Source organism: Methanospirillum stamsii, from assembly GCF_003173335.1.
Taxonomy (GTDB): Archaea; Halobacteriota; Methanomicrobia; order Methanomicrobiales; family Methanospirillaceae; genus Methanospirillum; species Methanospirillum stamsii.
Map to the genome: position 1 here is coordinate 69,027 of NZ_QGMZ01000010.1, position 25,848 is coordinate 94,874.

Here is a 25,848-nt window from a genome sequence, read left to right on the forward strand (position 1 = left end):
ACACCTTTTTCAGGTTTAAAAAAAATCATCCTTATCAGGAAGAAAAATGATCAAAATCATCGCGGTAGATGATGAACCTGCATTTAATGAGATGCTGTGCATCTACATGGAGGATTTTGGTGATTTTAAAATTTCAGCCTATACATCACCAAAAGAAGCGTTTGAGAGAATAATCGCCGGTGATGTTGATGCCATAATAACAGATTATTTCATGGAGGAGATGGATGGTATCTCATTCATCAGAAAGGTCAAATCAGTGGTTCCGGAAATCCCGGCTGTATTATTAACCGCACGGGATGACCGGGAGATAATCCTGAAGGCTATGGATGCCGGAACCGATTTTATCCAGTTTAAAAGTGAAGAACCATCCAGATTATTTGCTGAAATCGCTCAAAAGATAACCAATGCCGTAGAGAGATATCGCGCAAAACAGGATTTCGAAAAGGGGAGTAAAACCCGTGAATTGATGATGAGAACCCAGCGGGATCTCATGGAACGACTCTCCGCATCATCAACCACTAACCAGGCTCTTGATGCCACTCTTACCGCAATCCGGTATCTCACCGGATGCACATCAGGCAGCATTCACCTCATCCAGGCCAAAACAAATAAATTCGAACTGGCAATCTCTCACAATCTTCCAAATGACCAGATTAAGCGGTTCACTTTCGGAGATCTGTACAAAGTTGTGTACTCTAAAAAGTCCGGTTATTATACAACCGAAAGTGGGACAAATGAGTCAGAACAGATGATATCCGGCGGACAGATCCCCATTCAATCCGGGACTGATGTTGTCGGTGTTCTCTCATTTATGATGGACAAACCACAAAAACTTCCATCAGATTTCAGGAACACCCTCGAACTTCTGACCGGATATCTTGGTAGTACTCTTATCAGGATCCACTCAGAAGAACAGGTCCGTCACCGGGAGAGAGAACTCAGTGAATTGTACCAGGCAATGCAGGAACTGGTCATTGTCATTGATATGGATGGAACAATTTTAAGTGTAAACCCTGCGACGACCCGGACTCTTGCATATACAGAGGAAGAACTCGTCGGAATGCCAGTACAGATTCTTTTTTCTCCTGCTATCAGGGACGAAGTTATATTTCAGTTCATGGATATAACCGGAACCGGAGGTTTCACCCAGAACACCTTCCCCCTCCTGAACAAAAAAGGGGATGAAATACCGGTTGAAACGAGGGGTACAACTGGGATGTGGGGAGGGCGTAATGTCCTTTTTTGTATATCCCGTGAAATCGGTGAGCGTCTGGAAGCAGAGCGTAACATGCATGAATACTATGAGAGGATATCTGCAATTCTTGCTTCCTCTGCTGCCCAGATATACATGAAGGATACCAGTTTCCGGTATCTGATGGGAAATTCCCCATTCTGCTTATTTGTGCATACAGATCCTCATGACCTTATCGGAAAGACCGATGAAGATTTTTTTTCTTCGGATATTGCTGATAAAAGACGAAAGACCGATTCAATTGTTATATCCCGGGATGTTCCGATTCACAATATTGAAGAAGAAATGATTGAAGATGGTGAACACCGTTGGTTTGTTTCATCAAAAATCCCGGTCCATGACCAGTCCGGAACAGTAACCGGCCTTGTCGGCACATCACTTGATATTACCGACCTGGTGAACACCAGGGAGGAACTTGAAAGAAGAGACAGAATTCTCAGCGCCATCAGTACCGTTGCCCAGAGCCTTGTGAGAAATGATGAATGGGAGCCGATTATTCCGGATTATCTTGAATTATTAGGCCTTGCTTCAGGTGTAGAACAGGTAATTCTGATTGGGATGAACCTGTATGACAGACCGGGATTTGAAGATTATTATTGTGAATGGGTGATGCCGGATGAAAAAGGGGATAAAATTTCGCATGGCAGCATTTGCCAGGAGATTTTCCCTTCATTTTATAAATATCTGAGCAAAAACCGTTTTTTTATTTCTGACCGGAAAAAAATTGCAGAAGAACTTGGAATTATCGAGAGTGAAAGCATCCCGTCATTTTTACTCATGATCCCGGTATTCATATCCGATACCTTATGGGGAACACTGGCAATGATGGCATGGAAAACAGACTATATCCTCAGAATAGCAGAAATTGAAGCACTTGTCATGGCATCGGAGGTGATTGGATCGGCAATCAGCAGGTACCAGACAGAAGAGCTGTTTCATAAACCGGTGGAACAGTCATTAGTCGGAGTATACCTCATTCAGGATTCTCATTTTGTATATACCAACCCCCGCTTGTCAGAAATCCTGGGATGCTCCAGGGAAGAACTTGACAATTCCCCGGTGACTGCCTTTATTTATCCGGATGATATCGGGATGGTGACAGATAACCATGAGCGTCTCAATCTAAACCCGGATATGGCACTGGATTATGAATTCAGAGGCGTGACCAGAGACGGGAGAGTGATATGGATGGAAAACCTCATCACCGGCATACTCTACAAGGGAAAACCTGCGGTTCTCGGAAGCATCATGGATATTACCGTGAGAAAGCAGGCTGAGGAGAGTATCCGATTATCATTGAAGGAAAAGGACATTCTGCTCCGGGAGGTCCATCACCGGGTTAAAAACAACATGCAGATTATTGTCAGTATGCTCCGGATTCAAAGCAGTATGGTTGATAATCCCACCGTCTTTGATGTTTTGCAGGAAAGTAAGAACCGTATCCTGTCAATGGCTATCGTGCATGAAAAACTCTACCGGACAGATAATCTGGTAAGTATTAATCTTCTTGAATACATCAGCTCACTTGCGAACACATTAATCACTGATTTCTCTCCGGACGAACCACTGATTACCCTGGATCTTATCTGTAATCCGGCCATTGAAATGACTATAGATGCAGGAATTCCTCTCGGACTTATCATGAACGAACTGATCACAAATTCATTTAAACATGGATTTCAACCACAAAAGAAGGGGACGATTAGCATTACCATTGTTACTGATGAGGCAGGTTTTCTGGATATTACCTATCGTGATACCGGAAAAGGACTTCCTTTGGGATTTGATATGGAAGCGAGTGATACACTTGGGATGCAGATAATATCCAATCTTATCTTCCAGTCCAGTGGGGAGATAGCGTTTCAAACCGATAACGGGGCAGTTGTCCATATGAAAATTCCAGTTAATGAAGGCTTTATCATAGGAGGGAGTGAGCATGCCACAGGGGAGTAAGATCGTAATTGTTGAAGATGAGATGATAATCTCCATGGAGATTAAGCAAAAGCTGAACGCAATGGGGTATGAGGTGGTCGGTCAGGCAATTACCGGAGAGTCAGCCATTCAGAAAGCTGGAGAGAAAAAACCAGACCTGATGCTCATGGATATCAGGCTCAAAGGAGAGATGGACGGAATCACGGCTGCAAAGAGGATTATTGAACTCTATGACATCCCCATCATCTTTCTTACTGCTCACTCGGATAAAACCACCCTTGAACGTGCCATCGCGGTTTCACCATCCGGGTATCTGCTCAAACCGTTTAAGGAACGGGAATTGATGACAAATATCGAGATGAGTCTGCATAAACACCGGATTCAGCAACGGGTCAGAGAAGAAAAATATCCGGAAACCCTGTCTGAACTCGGAAAAAAGATCTCTTCAGTTCCTTCTCCCATTGTCAGTTTTTCTCATGGTGGCATTATTGAAGAGATGAATCTGGCAGCAGCAGAGATTGGTGGATTTAATAAACAGGAACTCATTGGAAAACCTGCAGATTTTCTTTTTGGCTCGGAAGAAATTGCAGAGCCGGAAGATGCTGAAATGGAAAAATCGGATATAACATTCATTTTTCCGGACCAGGTCTCAATAAAACATAAAAATGGTACCATTATTCCGGTCATTCTGACTGGCGGATTTATTTTCCAGGGAAGTGGTAAACCACCACATTATATGGCAATAATTGAAAAAACCGGGAGCGATGCCTCGGATTCAATGGAATCAGGGCCCCAGATTATCCGAAACCTGATGGCAATAACTACAGCCCTCAAACTTCCTGCTTTTGTTATTGATAAGGGACTGATGCTGGCCGGACACAACCCGCTTTTTGATGAACTTGCACGAAAGGCAGGAATCAGTGAATATATGCTGAAACGGCCACTCTATGAAACCCCAAAATTTTCTTTTTTCGGGGATATGCAGGACATCCAGGAGATTTTCAGATCCGGTGACATTGAACGGAGAATCAGGAAGTATAACTTTGGAGATACCATAAAATTCATAGAATTTACCCGGATTCCACTTAAGAAAGAAGGAGTTACCACCCATTTAGTGACCATCATGGAAGATGTGACAAAATTGCGTCACGCGGTATTTGAAGCAGAAAAAACACGAAACGATTATGCTTCCCTCTACTCCCAATTTGAACAGATACGCGAATTATCTGCAGAATTGCGGACACCCATCCAGGAACTGCTCATGAAAATATCAGGGGGAATGACCCTTGAAAAGGGATATGTACTTGACATGAGTGAAAAAATTGTAGATCTTATGTCAAAATTTGACGCTGCCTGGATACGATATGCAGAACATAAAGATCAACTGAAAAAAGAGCTGAAATGATTAATAAACGGGTGTTTAATATTTTACGGGCAATTTTCTGTTTCCTGATGAATCCTGGAAAATTCCCGGGCAATCATCTCTCGTAATGCCGAAAGATTATTCATCAGATCAGAACCCTCATCGATGCCCTGGCTCATTAACCGTTCCTGTTTAGATAAAGTTTCCCGCAAAAATAAGAGCATTTTCATCTTTTTGATTGCGGTTTTACATGACAGCGCCTTATCCGGACTCATACCTGATGACAGAGCACGTAAATACCGCTCTTCACTCTCATCAAGGACGTTCTTCACCTCATCGATAGCAGCAAGAAGCATATTCCGTTCAAGAGGTTTCATGATAAATCCCTCAATAATCATACCATATTTGAGGGCTTCGGGTGCAGTCAGGACTTTTCCGGTGAGGATGATCACCGGCAATTCTGCCAATTCCGGGGAACTACGAATCTGCTCCAATACATCCCATCCGGATATCGGTTCCATCATGAGATCCAGCAATAAGAGGTCGGGTTTTACCGCTCGAATAGCATCAAGAGCTTTTGTCGGATCTGTTTCTATCCTGGCATCGTGCCCGCCTTTTGCAAGTATTTGCTGGTATAAACCACAGAGCTTTTCGTTGTCATCAATGAGCAGAATCAGCATATGTTCAACATGATAGTATGGAAAACTTAAAAACTTAAACCTATGCCTGTATCTCATCACAAAAATTTAGTTCATCTCTGATTATCCCTGAAAAACTTTCATTTTTATATCTTTCAGCGGTTTTTTTGTTACAACGATTTTTCATTCGTATGAGAAAGTATTCAAACCAGATCTACATAGTGGAATACACCGGAATCATTCAACGGGGACATATTCATGAAGGAAGAAGCACTTGTCCTTTCTGCACAAAAATTACAACAACCATCAGAGGCTTCAACGAAGGTTTTTTACGAAAAAATAGACATAATTGCAGAAAAATTAAACCATGCAATGCTGTCAAGACCGGACATTGAACGGCTTGTTGGTACAGACAACATCAATATGATGGAGAATAATTCCCGCAATTACCTCCGGTTCATGGGGGCGATGTTTCATAGTTATGACCCCCTGATTCTTGTACAGACATCCCTCTGGGCTTTCCGGATATATAGATCTCACGGATTTTTCGTCGAATACTGGCCGGCGAACCTTGATACTACCGTAGAGATACTCAAAAAAGAACTTCCGTCTCCGGTTTATCAGGAGATTTACCCCTTTTTTGAATGGTTGATTGTAAATATTCCTGCATTCGTTGACATCACCGAAAAATTGATCCGGGAAGGGGCCAGCCTGGAAAGATACTAAAAAAGAAAGATTAGAGGTTCATCACCTGGCAGGGAAAAAGCCAGATCACCCGTAACCGATTGATTATTATATGAGAGATCACGATAAAATCCGAGTCGAATTGAGATATTATTTCGACCATCTTTTTTGAAATATTCTCATTTTTCATCTAAAATTAGAAACAAACTCAGTATTTTCGAAAACTTTGGAGATGTGTTCGCCACATACAAAGACATAAGTTTATGAACGGTCATTAGGATTTTATGATATCAGCAGGGAAAATCCGGGTCTCGCATTTTGGTATAGGCAACAAAATTCTCACCCTCTGTCTCTGTTTCTGTATCATTCTTCCATTACTCGTCGGAGGAATTGCCTATTTTGTTGCTCTTGATGTAATGAACAAAGAAACTAAAATAAACCTTTTAAACCAGGTCTCTTCCACAAAAATCCTGACCGGTAGTATTGATAAGATAAGTCAGGATACCATCAATAAAAACCTGGTTGTCTTTCACGATATCGTGTATTCTTCCGGACAACCGGAGATATCCGGAGAAAAGATGATCCTCTCTAAAGGGAGCACTCAATTACTCCTGAATAATGATACAACAATCGTTGACCGGATCCAGTCTGCTGTTGGAGGGACCGCCACCATTTTTCAGATAATCGACGATAAAGCCATCAGAATATCAACGAATGTGAAAAAAGAAGACGGGACAAGGGCTATTGGCACTGAACTCTCACAGCAGGTCTATGATATTGTTATCAGGAATGGTCAGATTTACCATGGAACTGCAGATATCCTCGGGAAAAAATACCTGACAGCCTATGAACCGATAAAAAATAAGCAGGGAAAGATCATCGGTGTCCTGTATTATGGAATGCCGGAAGAGGAGGCACTTGGGATTTTAAAAGATCAGGTACGGGAAACTCCTGTTGGAACCACCGGATACATGTTTGTCATTACCAGTGATGGCGACCTTGTTATTCATCCAAATCGTGAAGGAGAGAATATCGCTGAATATGAATTTATCCAGGAGATGATGCAGACAAAGGAGGGATATATCCGGTATCCGTGGGAAGGAAGGGAAAAGGTAGTTGCTTACACTTATTATGAGCCGTTTGACTGGATAATTGCATCAGGAAGTTACATCGAAGAGTTTGAAGGGCCTCTTGAAGCGATTAAAAACGCAATTATCATCACCATCATCATCAGTTCAATTGTTGGGGGTTTCATCGCATTTATCCTTGCCAGGAGCATTACCGGACCTTTAAGGCGTGTTGTGAGCATGATCAGCGAATTGTCGTTTGGACATCTATCGATGCGGCTTTCCATGAACCGAAGGGATGAAATAGGCATCATGGCAAATGCAATGGACTCGTTCGCAGATTATCTTGAGCATTCGGTTATCCGGACCATTCAGCGGATTGCAGCAGGTGAAAAAGCAGATGAAATTGAGATGAAGGACAGCGGAGATGAGATAAGTCCGGCCCTGAACAAAATGATAGGGACCTTAAACTCACTGCTTGACCAGATGGGAATCCTTATTGGAGAAGCACAGGAAGGAAGACTTGGAACAAGGGGTGATACAACCAGATTTGTCGGTATTTACCAGGAACTGGTCAGCGGTATCAACCGGATGCTTGATGCAGTTACCATCCCCCTCAATGAAGCACTCAGAGTTGCTGACCGGTATGCGGAGGTTGATTTCGATGCCAGGTTTGACGAGAATATTCCGGTGAAAGGCGATATTCTGGAATTAAAGCAAAAACTCAACCAGATAGGGGAGCATGTCGGGACCGAACTCAAATCACTTATCGAAGAGATCTCAATCCAGGTCAGAAATCTTTCACAATCGGCTGAATCATCCGCTGCAACGGTTGAAGAACTCGCAGCCGGTGCGGATACCATTGCGAAAAATGTTGACAATGTTCAGGCAAATGCGGATATTACCAAAAAATCAGTTCAGCAGGTATTGACAGCCATGGAAGATCTGTCAACATCAGTGACAACCGTCGCAGCAAAGGTTGAGTCTGTTTCTCACCTGAGCAAGGATGCAGATTCCACATCCACGCAGGGAGTAACTCAGGCAGCTGTTGCCGAAGAGGGAATTAATGCCATTAACACAGCGGTGAACGATGTAGGTTCGATGATTAATGATATCCGGAACCAGATGACGGAGATCGGAAAGATTGTTGAGATCATCAGTAGTATTGCAGATCAGACAAACCTGCTTGCGTTAAATGCTGCAATTGAGGCCGCTCGTGCCGGTGATGCAGGGATGGGATTTGCCGTGGTTGCCAATGAAGTAAAAACCCTGGCACAGGATTCACAGCGTTCTGCGGTAAATATTGCAGAGATAATTGCATTATTACAACAAAAATCAGAAAAAGCAGCAGTGGCGATGAATCAGGCAACAGATGAAGTCTCAAAGGGTTCTGAAGCCATTACCGATACTATCTCCTTTTTCCGGTCAATTGCAGACCAGACAAAACAGATCTCTGTGCATATGAATGAAATTGCAGTATTATCTGAAGGTGAAGCAGCTTCAGTAGAGGAGATAACCGCAAGTGTGTCTGAAGTAAATACCATTGCAGGTTCAACAGCTGAGGAAGCAGTGGGAGCGGCAGCAGCATCAGAAGAAGCCGCAGCGGTGCTCAAACAGTTATCAGAGATGCAGGTAATCCTGGCAGAGGCGTCATTAAAAATACAGGCTTCAATGACCAGATTGTCCGGATAACCTAAATTTCAGAACTTTTTTTATTATTCCCATGCTTTTTTCCCGGAAAAAAGATTATATGAATGTTCAAATGATGTATCAAAATACTGAATAATCAGAGAGAAAATACCGGATAGAGTATTTTTAACCGGTCACGTTCTTTTATTCTGTCGTCAATTATCTGATTAATCTGTTTCATTCTTTTTTCTTTGCATTCTTCATCGGAGAGAACACTATCGGGGATACAGTAGGGACTTACAAACTCTAAAAGCCGGGAATATGCATGGATCTGACGAACAACCCGGACCCATCTGGCACAGATGTCGTCAGGAACTCCTTGTGTTTTTGCTGCTTTTGCATTTGAAATCAGGAGATCATACCAGGAGAAGAATTCGGTCAGGGTTTCACATAATTCAGCATCAACAAAGGGTTTTTTGATAAATCCGGAAAGATAATTTCCGTACCTGATTATTTCATCCAACTGGAGATTTTTCACAGAAAACAAAATGACCGGGATATCTACTCCGTTCGGGAGATTTCGAATCCTTGCCAGAGTGTCCCATCCGTCAACCGGATCCATGATGATATCAAGAAGAACAAGGTCGTATGACTCCCTCTTCAGATGCATAATACCATCGGCAGGGTTATCTACCGCAGCAAAATGCCATTGCCGGCTGCAGGATTTCAGGGCTTTGGTTATCGATTCGATAAAAATCAGTTCATCGTCGATAAGAAGAATTTTCTTTTGTATGATCCCAACCTCCAGGGCATATTCACTGATTCTGATGAATTATAGTATCTCTATGTATTGACATAAAACTCCTTTCTACCATCAATATGAGAGGAAACAAAAAAGTAAATACCTGGGCGATCATGAGCTACATTTATACCGGATAAAATCATAGCCTCTCTCAATAATAATAAAACCTGAAAAAATAGTAATCATCTCCAATTTCTCAGAACATACGTGAAACAGCATATTATTCTACAAAAATTTGTTTCAAATGGATACTGACGAGTCAGACAATGAATCCGGTACATGTTCTATTGGTTGACGATGAACCCTTATTTCTTGAGGCAATAACTGAATCCCTGGCAATAAGAGGGAATTTTATTTTTGATTGTGTCTTATCAGCACAGGAAGCCCTTCAGAAAATTGGGCACATGAAGTATGATGTCATCGTTTCAGATTATTCAATGCCTGAGATGAATGGAATTCTACTCCTGAAAGAGATCAGAAAAACATCATCCATTCCGTTCATCCTTTTTACCGGTCAGGGTAGTGAGGATACTGTTATTGACGCAATAAACAGCGGGGTCGATTATTACCTGAAAAAAGGAGATAATGCGGAGATTCTGTTTACCGAGCTTACCCATATGATAAGGCAGGCTGCATACAGGAGATATTCTGATGAACGTCTGCTCGAAAATGAAAAAAAATACCGTGAACTGTTTGAAAAGTCACCAATAGGGATTATTATTTTTAATCCGGAGGGAATGCTGATAGACATAAACCCGGCAGCCCTGCTATTACTTCGGATATCATCAATATCAAAGATAAAGAACAGAACACTCTTTTCGAACCATATGTTCTCTCAGGAAACACTTGAAAAACTCAAAACCGGAAAGACCATCAGATATTCTACGACTTTGGATTTTCAGGCACAAAAATCAGGAATATTTCAGGTCGATAACAGGGAGGATACCATTTTTGTAGACATCTCCCTGACACCTCACACAAAGCGTGATGGAACAATTTCTGCATACTATATTCATATTATTGATCTTTCTGCCCAGCACCTGGCAGAAGAAGCACTTCGCAAAACCGGGCAAAAACTCAGTCTTGCTCTTGAAGGTTCAAGAATCGGCCTTTGGGACTGGAATATTAAGAAGGGTGAGATGACATTTAACGAGCGAACTGCTGAAATTATCGGATACACTCTTCCTGAACTTATGCCCATGACCATTGAAAAATGGGAGAGTCTGACCCATCCTGAAGACCTGAAAACTCTTACAAAGATAATTCATGAGCATTTATCCGGAAAAATCCCTTATTATGAATCTGAAATCCGGATACGCCACAAAGATAACAGATGGGTATGGATTCAGGACCGAGGAAAAATTACTGAATGGGATGAAAAAGGCCGCCCGGCCAGGATGACAGGGACTACCATTGATATTTCAGACCGTAAAAAGACTGAACAGCAGTTAATACGCAAGAAAAATATTCTTGGAGCCATCAGTTTTGCTGCTACAAAGATGATGTCATCGCTCAGTGACGAAACAATAAATGAGGTCCTATCAAGAATTGGTAAAGCGGTCGGTGTTTCCCGGGTATACATTTTCAATCATGAATATTCCAAAGATGGAATAGCTCTTATCAGTCAGAAATATGAATGGGTTTCAGAGGGCATCATTCCCCAGATAAACGATCCGCTTTTTCAGAATCTGGATTGGAAATCCGCAGGTTATGAAAGATGGGGTTCGGTCCTTTTTAACGGAGGTATAATCTATGGGAACATACGGGATTTTCCAGATAAAGAGCAGACCATGCTTTCCATTCTGGATGTAAAATCAATCGCCATGGTCCCCATCTTTTCAAATAACAAATTTTCAGGTTTTGTCGGATTTGATTATTGTGCTTCGGAGTTTGAATGGAGCTATCTGGAACTTGAAACACTCGAAGTTGCTGCAGGACTTTTTGGTGCATCATTTGAGAGAAAAAAACTAGATGAAGAGGTAAGAATTCGTGAAAACAACCTCTCCACTTTCTTCAATACCATTGAAGATTTTATCTTTGTCCTCAGTCCGGAGGGGATTATTCAAAAGGTCAATGAAACGGTCATTCGAAGGCTTTTATATACCGAAGAAGAACTTATCGGCCAACCGGTCCTGATGGTTCACCCGGAAATGAGGCGGGCAGAGGCAGCGAGTATAATATCAGATATTATTGCAGGAAAGAGGAATTATTGCCCGATTCCTTTAATCACGAAAGATGGAAATCTGATACCGGTTGAAACCAGAGTCGTCCCGGGCATCTGGGATAATAATCCGGCGATATTCGGAGTTTCAAAAGATATTTCTGCATTAACACTTTCAGAAGAGAAATTTTCAAAGGCGTTTCACTCCAGTGGTTCGCTTATGGCGATTTCCAGATTGGATACCAAAGCTTTTGTTGATGTCAACAAAACGTTCCTTGACACCCTTGGGTTCAGTCCTGATGAAGTGATTGGGAAAACCCCTGCAGAACTGGGCATATTTGATGATGTCCGGATGCAAGCGACGATAAGTAAGCAGATACAGCAGAAAGGCAGCAGCAGAAATAATCAGATTACCATCAAAACAAAAGATAAGCGGTTAGTTACCGGAATTTTGTCAGCAGACATCATTCATATCCAGGATACTGATGCTCTGCTCATGGTAATGAATGACATCACCGAAATAATCAGGCTTAGTGATGCCCTTCTTCAGGCAAACAAAAAAATGCACCTCCTTTCTTCAATAACCAGGCATGATATTTTAAACCAGGTCCAGATTTTATTTTTAATGCAAAATAATTTTGAGAGGAAGATAAGCCCTGATTCTCCATATAAAGAAGATTTAGATATATTTACCAGGACCACCGATACTATTTACCGGCAGATTCTCTTTACCAGGGACTATCAGGAGATGGGAATTAAAGAACCGGTATGGGAAAGAGTTGAGAGGGCTGTGGAGAATGAAAAAAATAATCCTATATTTTCAAAATTACAGATAGAAGTTACGACAGGAGATCTGGAAATTTTTACCGACCCCATGTTTTCAAAAGTCTGTTATAATCTCCTCGAGAATGCAATTCGTCATGGCGGGCATGTTACGAAAATTACCATATCCTTCAAAAAAACTCCAGAAAATGGGATTATTATCTTCGAAGATAACGGGATCGGAATTCCGGATAAAGAGAAAGAAAAGATATTCGAACAGGGATTTGGCAAGAATACCGGTTTTGGATTATTTCTAACCCGTGAAATACTATCAATTACCAAAATGTCAATTCAGGAAACCGGAACTATAGGCAAAGGTGCCAGGTTTGAGATTATCGTACCTCATGATAACTGGAGATATAACCCGAGACAAACGTGAATATCCCGAATTATCGTCAGAAAATATTCGAATTTACCAATTACATAAGGTTTACATCACTGCTCACCATACCTGAATTATTATGTCAATTGACAGCCGGGAAGGATACATCGAGGTTTGCGGACACCGGATCTGGTTCAGGATGGATGGAGCTCAAAACCCCGGCATTCCACTTCTTATTCTCCATGGAGGGCCGGGTGTTCCCCATGATTACCTTACCGGATTGAATCCGCTTTCTTCAGACAGGCCGGTTATCTGGTATGACCAGTATGGATGCGGAAACTCTGATAAACCTGCAGATACCCACCATTATTCGCTCGATTATTACACCCGTGAACTTGAGACCATCAGGGAGAAACTCGGACTTGAAAAAATTCACATTCTGGGTCAGTCCTGGGGGACGATGCTGGTGGTGGAATATATGCTTGCCATGAACCCCCGTGGCGTCAATTCTTTAATCCTCTCCGCTCCCTGCCTGAGTGTTTCACGCTGGCATGCCGACCAGCGAAGATATATCGGTGAATTACCTCAGAAAACCAGGGAAATAATTCTAAAATGTGAAGAAACAGGTGATTATGACTCCCCGGAATACCAGGAAGCAATGATGGTATTTTACAAAAAGCATGTCTGCCGGCTTGACCCCTGGCCAGTATGCCTGGAAGCATCCATGAGTAAAATGGCCTTTGATGTGTATGAATATATGTGGGGACCGAGTGAATTTACCATAACCGGAACACTAAAGACCTATGAAAAAGGGCCTTACCTCTCCAAAATCGCTGTACCAACATTGTTTACCTGTGGGAGATATGACGAAGCATCTCCGGATTCCACCAGGTATTATCAGAGTATGGTCCCGGATTCACATCTGGTGATTTTTGAGGATGCATCTCATTCACATCATCTCGAGCAGGAAGAGGCATATATCAAAACAGTCAGGGAATTTCTCTTTTCTATTGAAAAACCGTAGACAGGCAGATCAATGACCAACAAAACAGGGTTTTAACCATGAAAACAACAGACCAAAAACGGACGGATACGGTATCATGACCACTGACCGGAAAAACAGGCTGGCCGGAGAAAAAAGCCCGTACCTCCTTATGCATGCCTCAAATCCGGTGAACTGGTATCCTTGGGGGGATGAAGCATTTCAGGAGGCAAAGGAGCGTGACCTCCCGGTTTTTCTCTCAATCGGATATGCTGCCTGTCACTGGTGTCATGTAATGGAGCAGGAATGTTTCTCAGATAAAACCGTTGCAGAATCACTCAACAACCATTTTATCTGTATCAAGGTTGACCGGGAGGAACGGCCTGATATTGACCAGGTATACATGACGGTCTGCCAGATTATGACCGGCACAGGGGGATGGCCGCTCAGTATCTTTCTTAACTTTGACCGGGAACCGTTTTATGCTGCAACCTATATCCCAAAGAAGGGTCGTCAGGGTATGCCGGGGATGATGGAGCTCATCCCATACCTCTCTGATATCTGGAAAAACCATCGTGGAGAGGTGAACAATGCCGGAAAAAAACTTATCAATGCAGTTATACAGGTTACCACCCATCATCCAGATGATTTTTCTGAAAAAACCATTCATGATGCATATGCTTCACTCTCTGCCGGATTTGATAAGACCTATGGAGGGTTTTCTAAAAGCCCCAAGTTTCCATCAGTTCCCCAGATTTTTTTTTTGCTCAAATACTACCACGTATTTTCACAAAAAAAGGCATGGGAAATGGCAGAGTTTACCCTTCAAAAGATGGCAGTAAGCGGGATCAGGGACCATCTTGACGGAGGATTTCACCGGTATGCAACAGACAGGGAATGGAAACTTCCTCATTTTGAGAAGATGCTCTATGACCAGGCTCTTCTTGCAATGGCATATGCACAAAGTTACCAAATCTCACCCGATCCGATCTTTCAAACCACAGGAACCGGAATTTTAGATTATGTCTGTGCATACCTTACCGACCCGGAGGGCAGATTCTGGTCTTCGATTGATGCCGACAGTCAGGAAGGAGAAGGAGCGTATTATCTCTGGAATTATGATGAGGTGATGGCAGTTCTTGGAAATGATGACGGCAGACTGTTTTGTGAGCTGTATGGAATTACCAGGGAAGGAAATGTATCCGGCCACGGGATAGCGAGCGGGAGCAATGTCCTTCATCCGGGAAAAAACCCTCTAATCGCCCTGAATGACCGGGGAGTTTCATCACCGGAGACCTGGCTTTCCCGGATGCAGGAGAAATTACTCATGGCCCGGAGCAGGCGTTCCTATCCGGCAATTGATGACAAGATCCTGACCGACTGGAACGGACTTATGATATCCGCCCTGGTTCAGGGTTTTCTGACGTTTGGAAAGAGAACGTATTATGATACAGCCGTCCGGGCGGCCCGGGCTCTTCAAAGAACCATGATCCGGGAAGATGGCAGTATCTACCATCACTGGCACCGGGGGAACACCGGGCAGCCAGGAATGAGCGGTGATTATATCTTCTTATCGCAGGCATTCCTTGATCTCTTTCAGGCAGACGGGGATATCACCTGGATGACTGCCACGAATCAACTCATGCACCAGGTTACCATGCGGTTTTGGAATCCGGAAAAAGGAGGATATTATCACTCTGCAAACGATGCCACTGATCTTCCGGTACGCCTTATGGACCTTCCGGATGGAGCAATACCATCAGTTAATGGTGCTGCAGCCCTCCTGCTTGAACGCCTTGTCCGGGTAACCGGAGATAAAACCCATGAACGGCAGTATCATCAGCTCATGAGAATAGCAGGCGGCGTATCTGGCAGGGGTTCAGGAGGTATGCTCTCATTTCTCAGTGCCTACATGGAAAAAAAGACCGGCTTTCGGATAATTGCCCTGTTATACAACCAGTCAGCAGAGATATCCGGCCTTCTTGAAAAGGCCAGAACACACTATCTTCCGGGCAGCGTAATTATTCCGGTTGTGGATCCTCTTTCTGTCTCATCAGTCATCCCGGAGGTCATGGCATATCCCCGGACACCGACCCTTCATATCTGTGGTGAAACGCACTGTTATCCTCCGGTAACTTCTGTCAAAGAATGGGAAAAATGGATAACTGATCAGGGAATGTGATACGTATCAAAAATATCCGGGGGGAACTGACGAGAGTAAAAAGTGGATCATCCGGAGTTTTTTATCGTTTTTTAAGGAGATTAACAGGTATCACTAGTGCATGAGAGATCTAAATAAATGACAGATAATAAATATTTTCTTGAGAAACTATAAGCCCGATACTAATAGTCAGAATACCATCAGGACCCCATCATGAAAGATACCATTCAACTCCTTTATGTTGATGATGAACCTACTCTGCTTGAAATCGGAAAAGTCTTCCTTGAGAGGTTTGAAAATTTCCAGGTTTTTACAGAGGAATCTGCATTATCAGCACTTGATATTCTGAATTCCCAATCCTTTGACGCGATAATATCAGATTATCAGATGCCAAAAATGGATGGAATTGAGTTCCTGAAAGTTGTCCGGAAAACAGGAAACAAGATTCCATTCATCTTATTCACCGGAAAGGGCCGGGAAGAGGTAGTCATTGAAGCCCTTAATGAAGGAGCCGATTTTTACTTACAAAAGGGCGGTCTACCAAAATCCCAGTTTGCAGAACTGGCCCATAAAGTCCGGCAGGCAGTAAAACAGAGAAGACTTGAATCCAGCATCAGGGATCATGAGCAACTTGAAGCAGACATCATGAATTTTCTTCCGGATGCAACCCTCGCAATAAATTCAGATGGCATCGTTATTGCATGGAACCGGGCAATGGAACAATTGACCGGAGTTCAGGCAGGAGATATCTTAGGAAAAGGAGATTATGAGTATTCCATCCCGTTTTATCTTACACGCCGCCCCATGCTCATTGATCTTGTCTTACATGATGACCCGGAGACATCTGCAAAATATTCTGCAATAAAAAAACTAGGAGAAAACCTCTCAACCGAAATCACTCTTTCACATTTTCATGAGGGAACAGGGGCTTCATTCTGGTTTTGTGCTTCCCCACTCTATGATAATCAGGGCGGAGTTGTCGGGGCTATCGAATCCATCCGGGAGATAACCGAAAATAAACGGGCAGAGGCTGCATTACGACTTGATGAGGCACGCCTTGAAAAACTCTTAGAGTTACACCGGATGATTGACGAACCGGAACAGGTTATTACCCGGTTTGCCCTGGATGAAGCAGTCAGACTTACCGAGAGTACTATCGGATACATCGCATTCGTACATGAAGATGAATCAGAACTTACCATGTACTCCTGGTCTGAAAAAGCGATGAAAGAGTGCCAGGTACTGGATAAACCACGAACATTTAAGCTAGCCAACACAGGTCTATGGGGAGAGTCACTCAGACAGAGAAGACCTGTTGTCACCAATGATTATGCAGCAGACAGCCCTCTTAAAAAAGGGATACCAAAGGGGCATGTACACCTGACAAGACATTTGGGCATTCCGGTTTTTGACGGGGATCGTATCGTCATTGTTGCAGGAGTAGGAAACAAGGAAAAAAATTATGAACCATCAGATATCCGCCAGTTAAACCTCCTGATGAGCGGCATGTGGGGAATTCTTCAGAGAAAGAGATCAGAACAGGATCTTCTCCGGAAAAATGAAGAGATAATGGCTGCATACGAAGAGATAACTGCAACAGAAGAGGAACTACGGGCAAATTACGAAGAACTTGTTCAGCAGGAGAAGGAACTACATAGGAATGAGCAGCAGTTCCAGTCAATGGCCGGCAATGTTCCCGGGGTGGTATACCGGGTCCATGCAAAACCTGACGGAACATTCATATTCGAGTATATCAGTGACCAGAGTATCCGAATATTAGGAATAGAAAACAATTTTAATACATTTCTGGAGAATTTTTTTCAGGGAATCATACAAGAAGACCAGGAACGATTCAAACTATCAATGCAGGATGTTGTAAAAAACAAAAAACCGTGGGATTATGAAGGCTGGTTTCAAAAACCCTCCGGGGAGAGAATCTGGCTTAAAATTGTTTCAAATCCAATCATGGAATATGGCAACCTCATCTTTGACGGAATTATTTTTGACGATACAGACCGGAGAAAGAGAGATGAACTTGTCAGGCTTCTAGCAAAAATTTCTGATGAATTCCCGGCATCTGTGACCGTTCATGACTATGACGGAAACATGCTCTATGCAAATGAACAGACCTTCCTCCTTCACGGATATACGAGTCAGGAATTTTTATCAAAAAACCTGCATGAACTCGATGCTCTGGAGAGTGAACAATTGATTAACGAACGGATGAAAATGTTGCAGGAAAGAAACGAAATCGAGTTTGATGCCGAACATTATCACAAAAACGGTTCAATAATCCCTCTTCATGTATTCGTGAAAAAAATAGCATGGGAAGGGAAAGATGTCCTCCTTAGCATCGCAACAAGGCTGACACCATAAAAAAATAAACCCTGATTTTATCATTTGTTTTCGGTTTTATTTCGCTTGAATCCACCCCATGGAACCTGAATTTCAAACCTGGCACCAACCCCCGGGGTACCGTTTTCTATAATCGAGATGTTGGTCAGAGAGAGGATTTCCCGGACAAGAAACATGCCAAGACCGGTATTCTGACCAAAACCTCGTTCAAAAATCTTTTCTTTTTCTTCAGAATCTATACCAACTCCGTTATCTTCCCAGATTACCGTAAGGCCACCTGCTGATTCACGGGCTGATAGCATGATTTTTGATACGCTCTTCCCATGCCGTATTGAATTATCCAGAAGGTTAAAGAATACCCTTTCCAACATAGGATCTGCAAACAGGGAGATTTCATCAAGATCCATACTCAAATGTATACCTTCAGGGATCAGTGTCCATGGAATGATGGATTTGAGAGAGACCCATTTTGGTTCACAGGAACCAAGTTTCTCATAAATCCGGGTGAAATCAATCTGGGTCTTAATTTCATTGGTTACATCTTTTATTATCTCAAGATATTCAGATTGTTGGGGCATTAAAGAGTCCATCTCAATGATCTCCAGATATCCAAGTATTATGGTAATCTTATTGAGAATGTCATGCCTGGTAATACCCGTAAGCAGACTTAACTGACGATTTGCTTTCCGGATTGCCTCTTCAGAACTCCGGAGAACGGTAATATCATGGCTGATACCCTGGACCCTGATAACAGTATTATGGGAATCGACTATCGGAGAGAGGCTTAAGGAATGCCACTGCCAGGAACCATTCTTATGTCTGACACGATATACATTCCCGTTCATGTTTTTTCCGGTTTTGACGGCTTTTAGAAAGATCTCACGATTTCGTGGAAAATCATCGTTATGAATTACAAGACGGGCTGATTTACCAATTAATTCTCCGGGTTCATATCCGAGTTGTGCGGTAATCCGTGGTGAGATATAGGAGAAAATTCCGTTCGTTGTCATTGAGTAGACGATATCATATGCATTCTCAACAAAGGAACGAAATTTTTCTTCACTATCTTTGAGGGCTTTTTCTGCAATTTTTACCGGAGTTACATCCCTGATTGAAACCTGTGCTCCTTCAAAGACCCCATCACAGATGATAGGAACTGCAAACAAATTCACATCTACCTGACTTTTGTCTTTTTTACTTAGACAGATCTCAATGTTACCTACGAACTCTCCCCGCAGAATCCTCTGAATTGCATGTACATATTGAGAACCACTTTGAGCAAATATGGTTTTGGAGGCGTAATTTAACGATTTCCCTAAAAGTTCATGTGATTCATACCCAAGGAGCGTCAGGGAGGAAGGAGAGACATAGGTCAAAGTCAGGTCTTCATCAAGAATCAGGGTAAGATCTGAAGATCTCTCTGCAATGCCCCTGAACCGCTCTTCGCTCTCAATGAGTGCAGCTTCTGCCTGTTTTTTTCGCACTGCCTGCTTTACCCGGAAAGCGAGTTCGGCAAACCGGATTTCTGGTGAACCACTTTTTTGCAGGTAAAAGTCAGCACCATTATTGATAGCATCAATAACAATCTCTTCACTTCCTTCGCCGATGAAAAGAATGAAGGGAATATTGCCATATAATTTTTTAACTTTCTTTAAAAAGTCAATCCCGTTCATCCCTGGCATCGAGAAATCAGAGACTATGGCATCATAATATTGTATTTGGGGATTTTTCAGGGCTTCCTGAGCAGACTGTACAGTATCTACCCTGAACTCTCCTGTTCGTTCCAGGAATATCTTTGTCAGAACAAGAATGTCCGGTTCATCGTCCACAAAGAGAACAGAGATCATCTGCTTTTTTGCGGACTGAAATCCCGGATATCTCATGCTCAAATCCTTATGCCACAGCCCTTCGGTTATTTCACCCAGCATGCTTCTTTTGCCTGAGGAGACGGATTCCAGATAATCATGCATCGTTCTGGTTTAGCCAGAGCTTTGAATACTACCATAGTGATTATTACGTAGACCAGAAAATCCCTTTATTTTATGAGAATTTTTAAGGATTTCCAGTATTCCGCAATTATCAGTTGAATAAATAGATACGTTTTGAATGAGTAAAAAGATATTCAATTGAACTTTCTATAATTCTGAAGAAATTGCGCCCGTTTTCAGAATTTGATAGAAATATGACTCTAAACATTCATACTCCTGATTGTCTGAATCATGTATCTGCCGGTTGTATTATCCAACCGGTCAAATCAGGTTTTCTTATATAAGTTAGTGAGAAACAGGGAGTACTTTGGTAGCTGATCGCTCTGGAGAATACCCGTGATTCGTTCTCAATCAGACGATCAGAATCCGAGATAAAACGCATACTATATGGCGGGCATATATGAAAGACAAAAAATGCACAACTGTGATAATAACCCTGTTTTTTGCGGTTATAATTGCTATCCTCTTTCAGGGAGTGTGTGCAGAAGTGGTAACAGACGGTGAAGAGCCTGTTATTGATGAAGCAGATAGTGATGCATCCGATACTGCACCAGATTATGAAACCGTTTTCCCGGATGATGAAATAAGGGAGATCTATATAACCATCAGCCAGGACTCCTGGGAAGAAATACAGGAAGATATGGAGAGTAAATATGGTGAATTCGGCAACCGGACCATGACCGGGCCCGGACAGATGGGCGGAATCCGACCGGAGAACTTTACAAACGTAACTCCTGGTGAGAACATGATGGAACCTCCCGGAGATGGTGGTCCGGGCGATATGATGGACCAGGAAGATCCAATCTATGTTCCGGCCAATATCTCCTTTAATGGAGAGAACTTCGAGAACGTCGGGCTTCGGTATAAGGGAGTTAACTCGCTGATGACTGCCTGGCAGCAGGGAATCGGGAAAATATCTCTGAAAATTGATATGGATCATTATGAGGACGATTATCCTGAAACAGAAAACCAGAAATTCTATGGATTTAAAGAACTGAATCTGCAGTCCGGAATGTCTGACAAATCGGTTATCCGGGAGAAAATTGTTCCGGAAATCTTCCAAGCGGCCGGAATTGTCGCTCCAGAGACGGCATTTTACCGGGTATACCTTGACCATGGGGACGGGCCGGAATATTTTGGATTATATACCCTGGTTGAAAGTATCGATGATACCGTAATTGAGACTCAGTTTTCCAACGGAACCGGTAATCTCTATAAGCCTGAAGGAGAAGGAGCCACCTTTGCCGAAGGGAAGTTAGACCTTGAAGACTTTGAGAAGAAGACAAACGAGGACGAAGGAGATTACTCTGATATTGAAACGCTCTATTCCGTTCTTCACGCTGATACCCGAAACACCAGTCCGGAAACCTGGCGGTCAGACCTTGAATCCATCTTTGATGTCGAGGAATTTCTCACCTGGCTTGCAACGAATACCCTGATTAAAAACTGGGACACATATGGTGGAAATTCACGGAATTATTATCTGTATAACAATCCGGATACCGGAACTCTCAGCTGGATCCCCTGGGATAATAATTATGCATTGATGGATGGCATGGGAGGCAGCATGGGAGGAATGGGTCCGGACGGGATGAATAGAACCGAGGGGTTCGGGATGATGCCCCCCGGTGATATGAATATGACACAACCCCGTGGATTTGGAATGCCGGAAGATGGAGGCGGACATGGAGGTATGGGCAGCACTGTTACCTTTAGTATGGATACCGTTACTGACCGGTGGCCTCTTATCCGGTACCTGATGGATGATCCGGTCTACCATGCCATGTATGTGGATATCCTGGCTAATGTGGCAGAGAACTGTTTTAATACCACCGAACTTGCAGAAGAGTTCGATAAATACCATGATATTATCGAATCATCCGTCATCGGTCCGGACGGGGAACGTGAAGGGTATACCTATCTCACCGATGATTCTGACTTTGATGCTGCATACGAAGAGCTGAAAGAACATATAAATACGCAATATGCCGAAGCAATGGAGTATTTACAGGAAGAAGAAACGAAATAATTTATCCTTTTTTTCAGTAATTCCACATTATGGCTCTGTCAATTTTTCAAGTGAGACAGAGATATTTTCAGAGTCACTTGACTCATTCAATCGTTCCATATTTTATGATCTCAAAGAAACTCAAATTACCGTTCTTGAAAAGGAGGGAGATTGAAAGAGTGATGCCAGTTGATTTCCTGACTGGGCCTTTTGAAATTTACGAAATAACAAATTTCCCCATCTCATGATTGATGAGATCTGTGGCAGCTCCAACCTCAGATATCGACTGGGAAATCTGGTCCAGAGCAGCAGAAGTTTCTTCAGTCGCTGCTGCTGACGATACTGCCTCTTCTGCGGTTTTGGTAACCTGGGTTTCCAGTTCGTGAACACTTGCAGTAATTTCCTGAACCGCAGCAGCCTGTTCTTCTGCTGCAGATGCCACTGCCGATGTATTCTCTGATATCTCCTGGATGTGGGTAACGATATCTGAAAAAACGTTAAGGGTTGCGGTTACTGCTTTATTGCCGTCAGATACTTCTGTTGATGACCGGTTCATTGCTCCTGCTGCATTTTCTGATTGTCTCTGAAGGGTTTGAATAATTGTTGATATTTTCTCCGCAGACTGCTGGGATTCAACTGCAAGTGCCTTTACTTCGTCTGCAACAACAGCAAAACCTCTTCCGGCATCACCTGCGCGGGCGGCTTCAATTGCTGCGTTTAATGCAAGGAGGTTCGTCTGGTCTGCTATCTCACTGATAAGTTTAACAATCTGACCGATATGATCCATCTGCTCTGACATTTCATTCATCATTCTGGAACTCTCTCCAATGGATGTGGTGATATTCTGCATCCCCTGTTCAGCCTGATGAGCAAGTTCAGCACCTTTGGTAGAGAGAAGGTCAGTAGAATGAGAGACTGAAGCAACTTTATCTGTCATTTCTGCAACGTGAGATATGGTGTTTGAGAGATCATTCATTGCCCGTAGAATCTGACTTACTCCGAAAAGACTAGTTTCAGCAAGTGAACTTACTTCGTTGGAACTTTGTGCCAGTTTTGAAGAACCTGCCGTTACTTCTTCCATTGAAGCAGTTGTCTCTTCAATACTTCCTGCCACCGATTCCATCTGAACTTTAACCTTCTGTACTGAAGCGGCGGTCTGTTCCCCGATCTTGTCCAAGGCATCACGAAATGTCAAAAAGTCACCTGAAACAGGGATTAAAGGATCAAACCTTGCGGTATAGTTGCCAGATGCATAAATACCTGCAAGGTTCATCGCCTCGTTAATTGGCCTTATTACTGCATCGAGGGTTTCATTAACTCCACCGATTATTTCGCGGTATTCTCCCTTGAACTGTCCAGTTTCTCCCCTTACCTTAAGATCCCCCGCTGCTGCCTGGCGGGAGATATCCCTGACGGTATTGCTCATCTGACTGATGGTATCTCTCATGGTTACCATTGATTTACCGAGCATATCCCGTTCTGAAGCGACTGGGATGTCAACCAGGAGATCACCTGCAGCAATGCCATCTGCAGCAAGAGCTTTTCCTTGCAAACTGGATAACATTCTTCTGAAAGAATCTGCTAGTATTCCAATTTCATCCCGCCGGGTTATCGTTATCTCCTCTCCAAGTTCACCCTCGGCAATATTGTCAGCATGATTTGATATCCATTCTATCGGACGTGAAATGCCTTTCGCTGCCAAATATAGAATAATAAGACCAATAAAGGTAAAAAACGAGCCGATAAGAATGAGGATAATAGTGTTCATCCGTGCTTTGGCAGTAGCAACATCTACCGGAACGGTGAAAATAACTGACCATGGCTGACCAGAATTCCCGGTATTTATTTGAGAATATGCAATAAACTGGCCATTATGCTCGGTGACATCATTTCTTCCGGCCTGAATATCTTTAATTATGGTTTCTGCATCATCAGACAAAGGAATATCTGCATCCGCAAGTGGTTTTCCCACACTATCCGGATATCCCGTGGCCCCGGTTACGATACCATCATATGAAACAAAATAAACCTTCCCTGAATCCTGATATTCATCCAGAGCATTGGCAAGATCCTGTACTTTGTCAAGGGGAACATCAACTCCGGAAATTCCGAAAAAACCATTGTTAACCATTATTGGAACCACAACGGATGAGAGGAGTATTTTTCTTCCCTGAATTTCCCAAGGGAAGGGCTGGGTGATATATTCCTTACCTGTGGTTTTTGGGACCTGGTAATAATCACTCCCTTCTTCACCAGCATTATAGGAATATACTTTATCAAGAAGAGGATTTCCTGCAGCATCTCGTGAATAATATGCCATGAATCTGCCGGAATCATCAGTTCCCGGTTTACCACTGAATGCCGAATCTTTTCCTTCCCATACATCAGGTTCAAGGACAATGTATAATCCGTTATAATCAGGGTATGCTCGCATCATACCAAGAATCATTCCCTGGAATTCTTCTCTTGCAGGTTTGTTCCCTGTTTCAACCGCACCAATGACAGAATTGGCAAGGGTTCTGTCGATAACGAATGCCTCATCAAATATTTCTTTCAACTGCGTAGATTTCTCTGAAGATATCGCCTTAACGGTATTAAGAGATCCTTCCACAGATGTTCCATACAGAGAAATACTTGCATATGCAATTATCGCTACAGAGACTATTATCAGTGCAATAGCTCCAAAAAATAGTATTTCATGCCGTATTGATCTAAAGGATAAATGTATCATAATATCATCAATTAATGATAGTAAGGAGGAGGAGAACATTATTAAAAATTTCTCTATAGAATATATTCACTCAACTATTTTTTTATGAAATATCCATAGGAAATGCCAGATTAAGGTCGGAACAAAAATTGTTCGATTACCAGCATATATACCATGGTTTTTTAATCTTCAAAATATGGGTTTTTTGACGAAATATGGCCAGATTACACATTCAGAAAACTCGTTGATCATGCAACAGATAATATGCCTATATTGAAGATAAAATATGAAATTACGGGCACAGGTAGTTTAATAACAGGCCGCTATTGAAAGTTACAGGGGGGGTTAGTTTGGTATGGCTCAGAGGTACATAGACCAATGACGACCCGCTATGTGAATCCCCCTCTTTATCACGTAATTTAAGCCCTTTTTTACTATCTGGAGATAAAAAAGCCATGCGAGCAGTAACCCGAAAGATTATATTTAGGTAAACCCAAACTAATTAGAAGTGGATCATGTGTAACAGAAAAGAGCATTTATTCAGCATCTTTGATCATCTGGTCCAAATGAAAGCTGAATGCTCATGTGGGATATTTTCGGATTGTTGTCTTTCAGATATCACCCTAAAGCAGATCCATTACCTGAAGACTATCGACATGAATGGAGAGGTAACTTTTAGCAGACTTGCTGAGATTACCAGAAATTCAAAACCCACAATTACCGAGATGATAAATAAACTCTCGAGATTAGAGTGCGTTTACCGCGAACCCTGCCCTAAAGACGGACGGATCCACTACATAAGGCTTACGAAAAAAGGAGAGATGATTGCCCGGGCTGAACAAAATGCCCTGCACCAGGTCATAGAAAAACTGGTTGAATCACTAGACGATCATGAAATAGATCTCCTCATTGCAATTCTCAGAAAAGTCAGGTAATTTTTTTGCCGGAATAATTAGTTAGGTAAAATAAAAC

Annotated in this window: 15 protein-coding genes; 11 read left to right on the top strand and 4 right to left on the bottom strand. The window is 42.6% G+C overall.

What is annotated here, in order from left to right; all coding sequences use genetic code 11:
- The first annotated feature begins 46 nt into the window (after positions 1–46).
- Complete coding sequence (locus DLD82_RS04650; RefSeq protein WP_109939948.1) at positions 47–3,205, top strand: PAS domain S-box protein; 3,159 nt, start codon at positions 47–49, stop codon at positions 3,203–3,205.
- Complete coding sequence (locus DLD82_RS04655) at positions 3,189–4,589, top strand: response regulator (RefSeq protein ID WP_109939949.1); 1,401 nt, start codon at positions 3,189–3,191, stop codon at positions 4,587–4,589. The genes DLD82_RS04650 and DLD82_RS04655 overlap by 17 nt, the downstream gene beginning before the upstream one ends.
- 23 nt (positions 4,590–4,612) lie before the next feature.
- Here the strand turns inward: DLD82_RS04655 and DLD82_RS04660 are convergent, their stop codons facing one another.
- Positions 4,613–5,227, bottom strand: coding sequence for a response regulator (locus DLD82_RS04660; protein WP_181391254.1), 615 nt, complete (start codon positions 5,225–5,227; stop codon positions 4,613–4,615).
- A gap of 216 nt (positions 5,228–5,443) precedes the next feature.
- Here DLD82_RS04660 and DLD82_RS04665 point away from each other — a divergent pair, with 216 nt between their 5' ends.
- Both DLD82_RS04665 and DLD82_RS04670 read left to right on the top strand, forming a co-directional pair.
- The gene (locus DLD82_RS04665) at positions 5,444–5,911 is read left to right on the top strand and encodes a hypothetical protein (RefSeq protein ID WP_109939951.1); all 468 of its coding nucleotides are present in this window, start codon (positions 5,444–5,446) and stop codon (positions 5,909–5,911) included.
- A gap of 242 nt (positions 5,912–6,153) precedes the next feature.
- Complete coding sequence (locus tag DLD82_RS04670) at positions 6,154–8,628, top strand: methyl-accepting chemotaxis protein (RefSeq protein ID WP_109939952.1); 2,475 nt, start codon at positions 6,154–6,156, stop codon at positions 8,626–8,628.
- A 94-nt stretch (positions 8,629–8,722) separates the two neighbouring features.
- Here DLD82_RS04670 and DLD82_RS04675 read toward each other — a convergent pair whose 3' ends face one another.
- Positions 8,723–9,307 (bottom strand): response regulator, encoded by a 585-nt coding sequence (locus DLD82_RS04675; RefSeq protein ID WP_342764532.1) that lies wholly within the window; start codon positions 9,305–9,307, stop codon positions 8,723–8,725.
- On the opposite strand from DLD82_RS04675, the gene DLD82_RS19135 reads away from it, so the two are divergent.
- From DLD82_RS19135 to DLD82_RS18885, 5 genes are all read left to right on the top strand, one after another.
- Positions 9,230–9,403 carry a hypothetical protein gene (locus DLD82_RS19135; protein ID WP_245920362.1) on the top strand — a complete coding sequence of 58 codons (174 nt, stop codon included), beginning with the start codon at positions 9,230–9,232 and terminating at the stop codon, positions 9,401–9,403. The two genes, DLD82_RS04675 and DLD82_RS19135, sit on opposite strands and share 78 nt — an antisense overlap.
- A 230-nt stretch (positions 9,404–9,633) precedes the next feature.
- A complete protein-coding gene (locus tag DLD82_RS04680) occupies positions 9,634–12,729 on the top strand; it encodes a PAS domain S-box protein (protein ID WP_109939954.1) in 3,096 nt (1,031 codons plus the stop codon).
- A gap of 82 nt (positions 12,730–12,811) precedes the next feature.
- Positions 12,812–13,696, top strand: coding sequence for a proline iminopeptidase-family hydrolase (locus DLD82_RS04685; protein WP_109939955.1), 885 nt, complete (start codon positions 12,812–12,814; stop codon positions 13,694–13,696).
- A gap of 76 nt (positions 13,697–13,772) precedes the next feature.
- Positions 13,773–15,836 carry a thioredoxin domain-containing protein gene (locus DLD82_RS04690; protein WP_109939956.1) on the top strand — a complete coding sequence of 688 codons (2,064 nt, stop codon included), beginning with the start codon at positions 13,773–13,775 and terminating at the stop codon, positions 15,834–15,836.
- 192 nt (positions 15,837–16,028) lie between these two features.
- Positions 16,029–18,191, top strand: coding sequence for a PAS domain-containing protein (locus DLD82_RS18885; protein ID WP_219968303.1), 2,163 nt, complete (start codon positions 16,029–16,031; stop codon positions 18,189–18,191).
- 20 nt (positions 18,192–18,211) lie between these two features.
- On the opposite strand, the gene DLD82_RS04715 is transcribed toward DLD82_RS18885, so the two are convergent.
- Positions 18,212–20,098 carry a PAS domain S-box protein gene (locus DLD82_RS04715; RefSeq protein ID WP_181391255.1) on the bottom strand — a complete coding sequence of 629 codons (1,887 nt, stop codon included), beginning with the start codon at positions 20,096–20,098 and terminating at the stop codon, positions 18,212–18,214.
- A 460-nt stretch (positions 20,099–20,558) separates the two neighbouring features.
- Here DLD82_RS04715 and DLD82_RS04720 point away from each other — a divergent pair, with 460 nt between their 5' ends.
- Positions 20,559–22,187 carry a CotH kinase family protein gene (locus DLD82_RS04720; protein ID WP_109939958.1) on the top strand — a complete coding sequence of 543 codons (1,629 nt, stop codon included), beginning with the start codon at positions 20,559–20,561 and terminating at the stop codon, positions 22,185–22,187.
- Positions 22,188–22,383: 196 nt separating this feature from the next.
- Here DLD82_RS04720 and DLD82_RS04725 read toward each other — a convergent pair whose 3' ends face one another.
- The gene (locus DLD82_RS04725) at positions 22,384–24,897 is read right to left on the bottom strand and encodes a methyl-accepting chemotaxis protein (RefSeq protein WP_181391256.1); all 2,514 of its coding nucleotides are present in this window, start codon (positions 24,895–24,897) and stop codon (positions 22,384–22,386) included.
- Between the two features lie 545 nt (positions 24,898–25,442).
- Between DLD82_RS04725 and DLD82_RS04730 the strand changes: the two genes are divergently transcribed.
- A complete protein-coding gene (locus DLD82_RS04730; RefSeq protein WP_342764531.1) occupies positions 25,443–25,811 on the top strand; it encodes a MarR family winged helix-turn-helix transcriptional regulator in 369 nt (122 codons plus the stop codon).
- Positions 25,812–25,848: the final 37 nt, after the last annotated feature.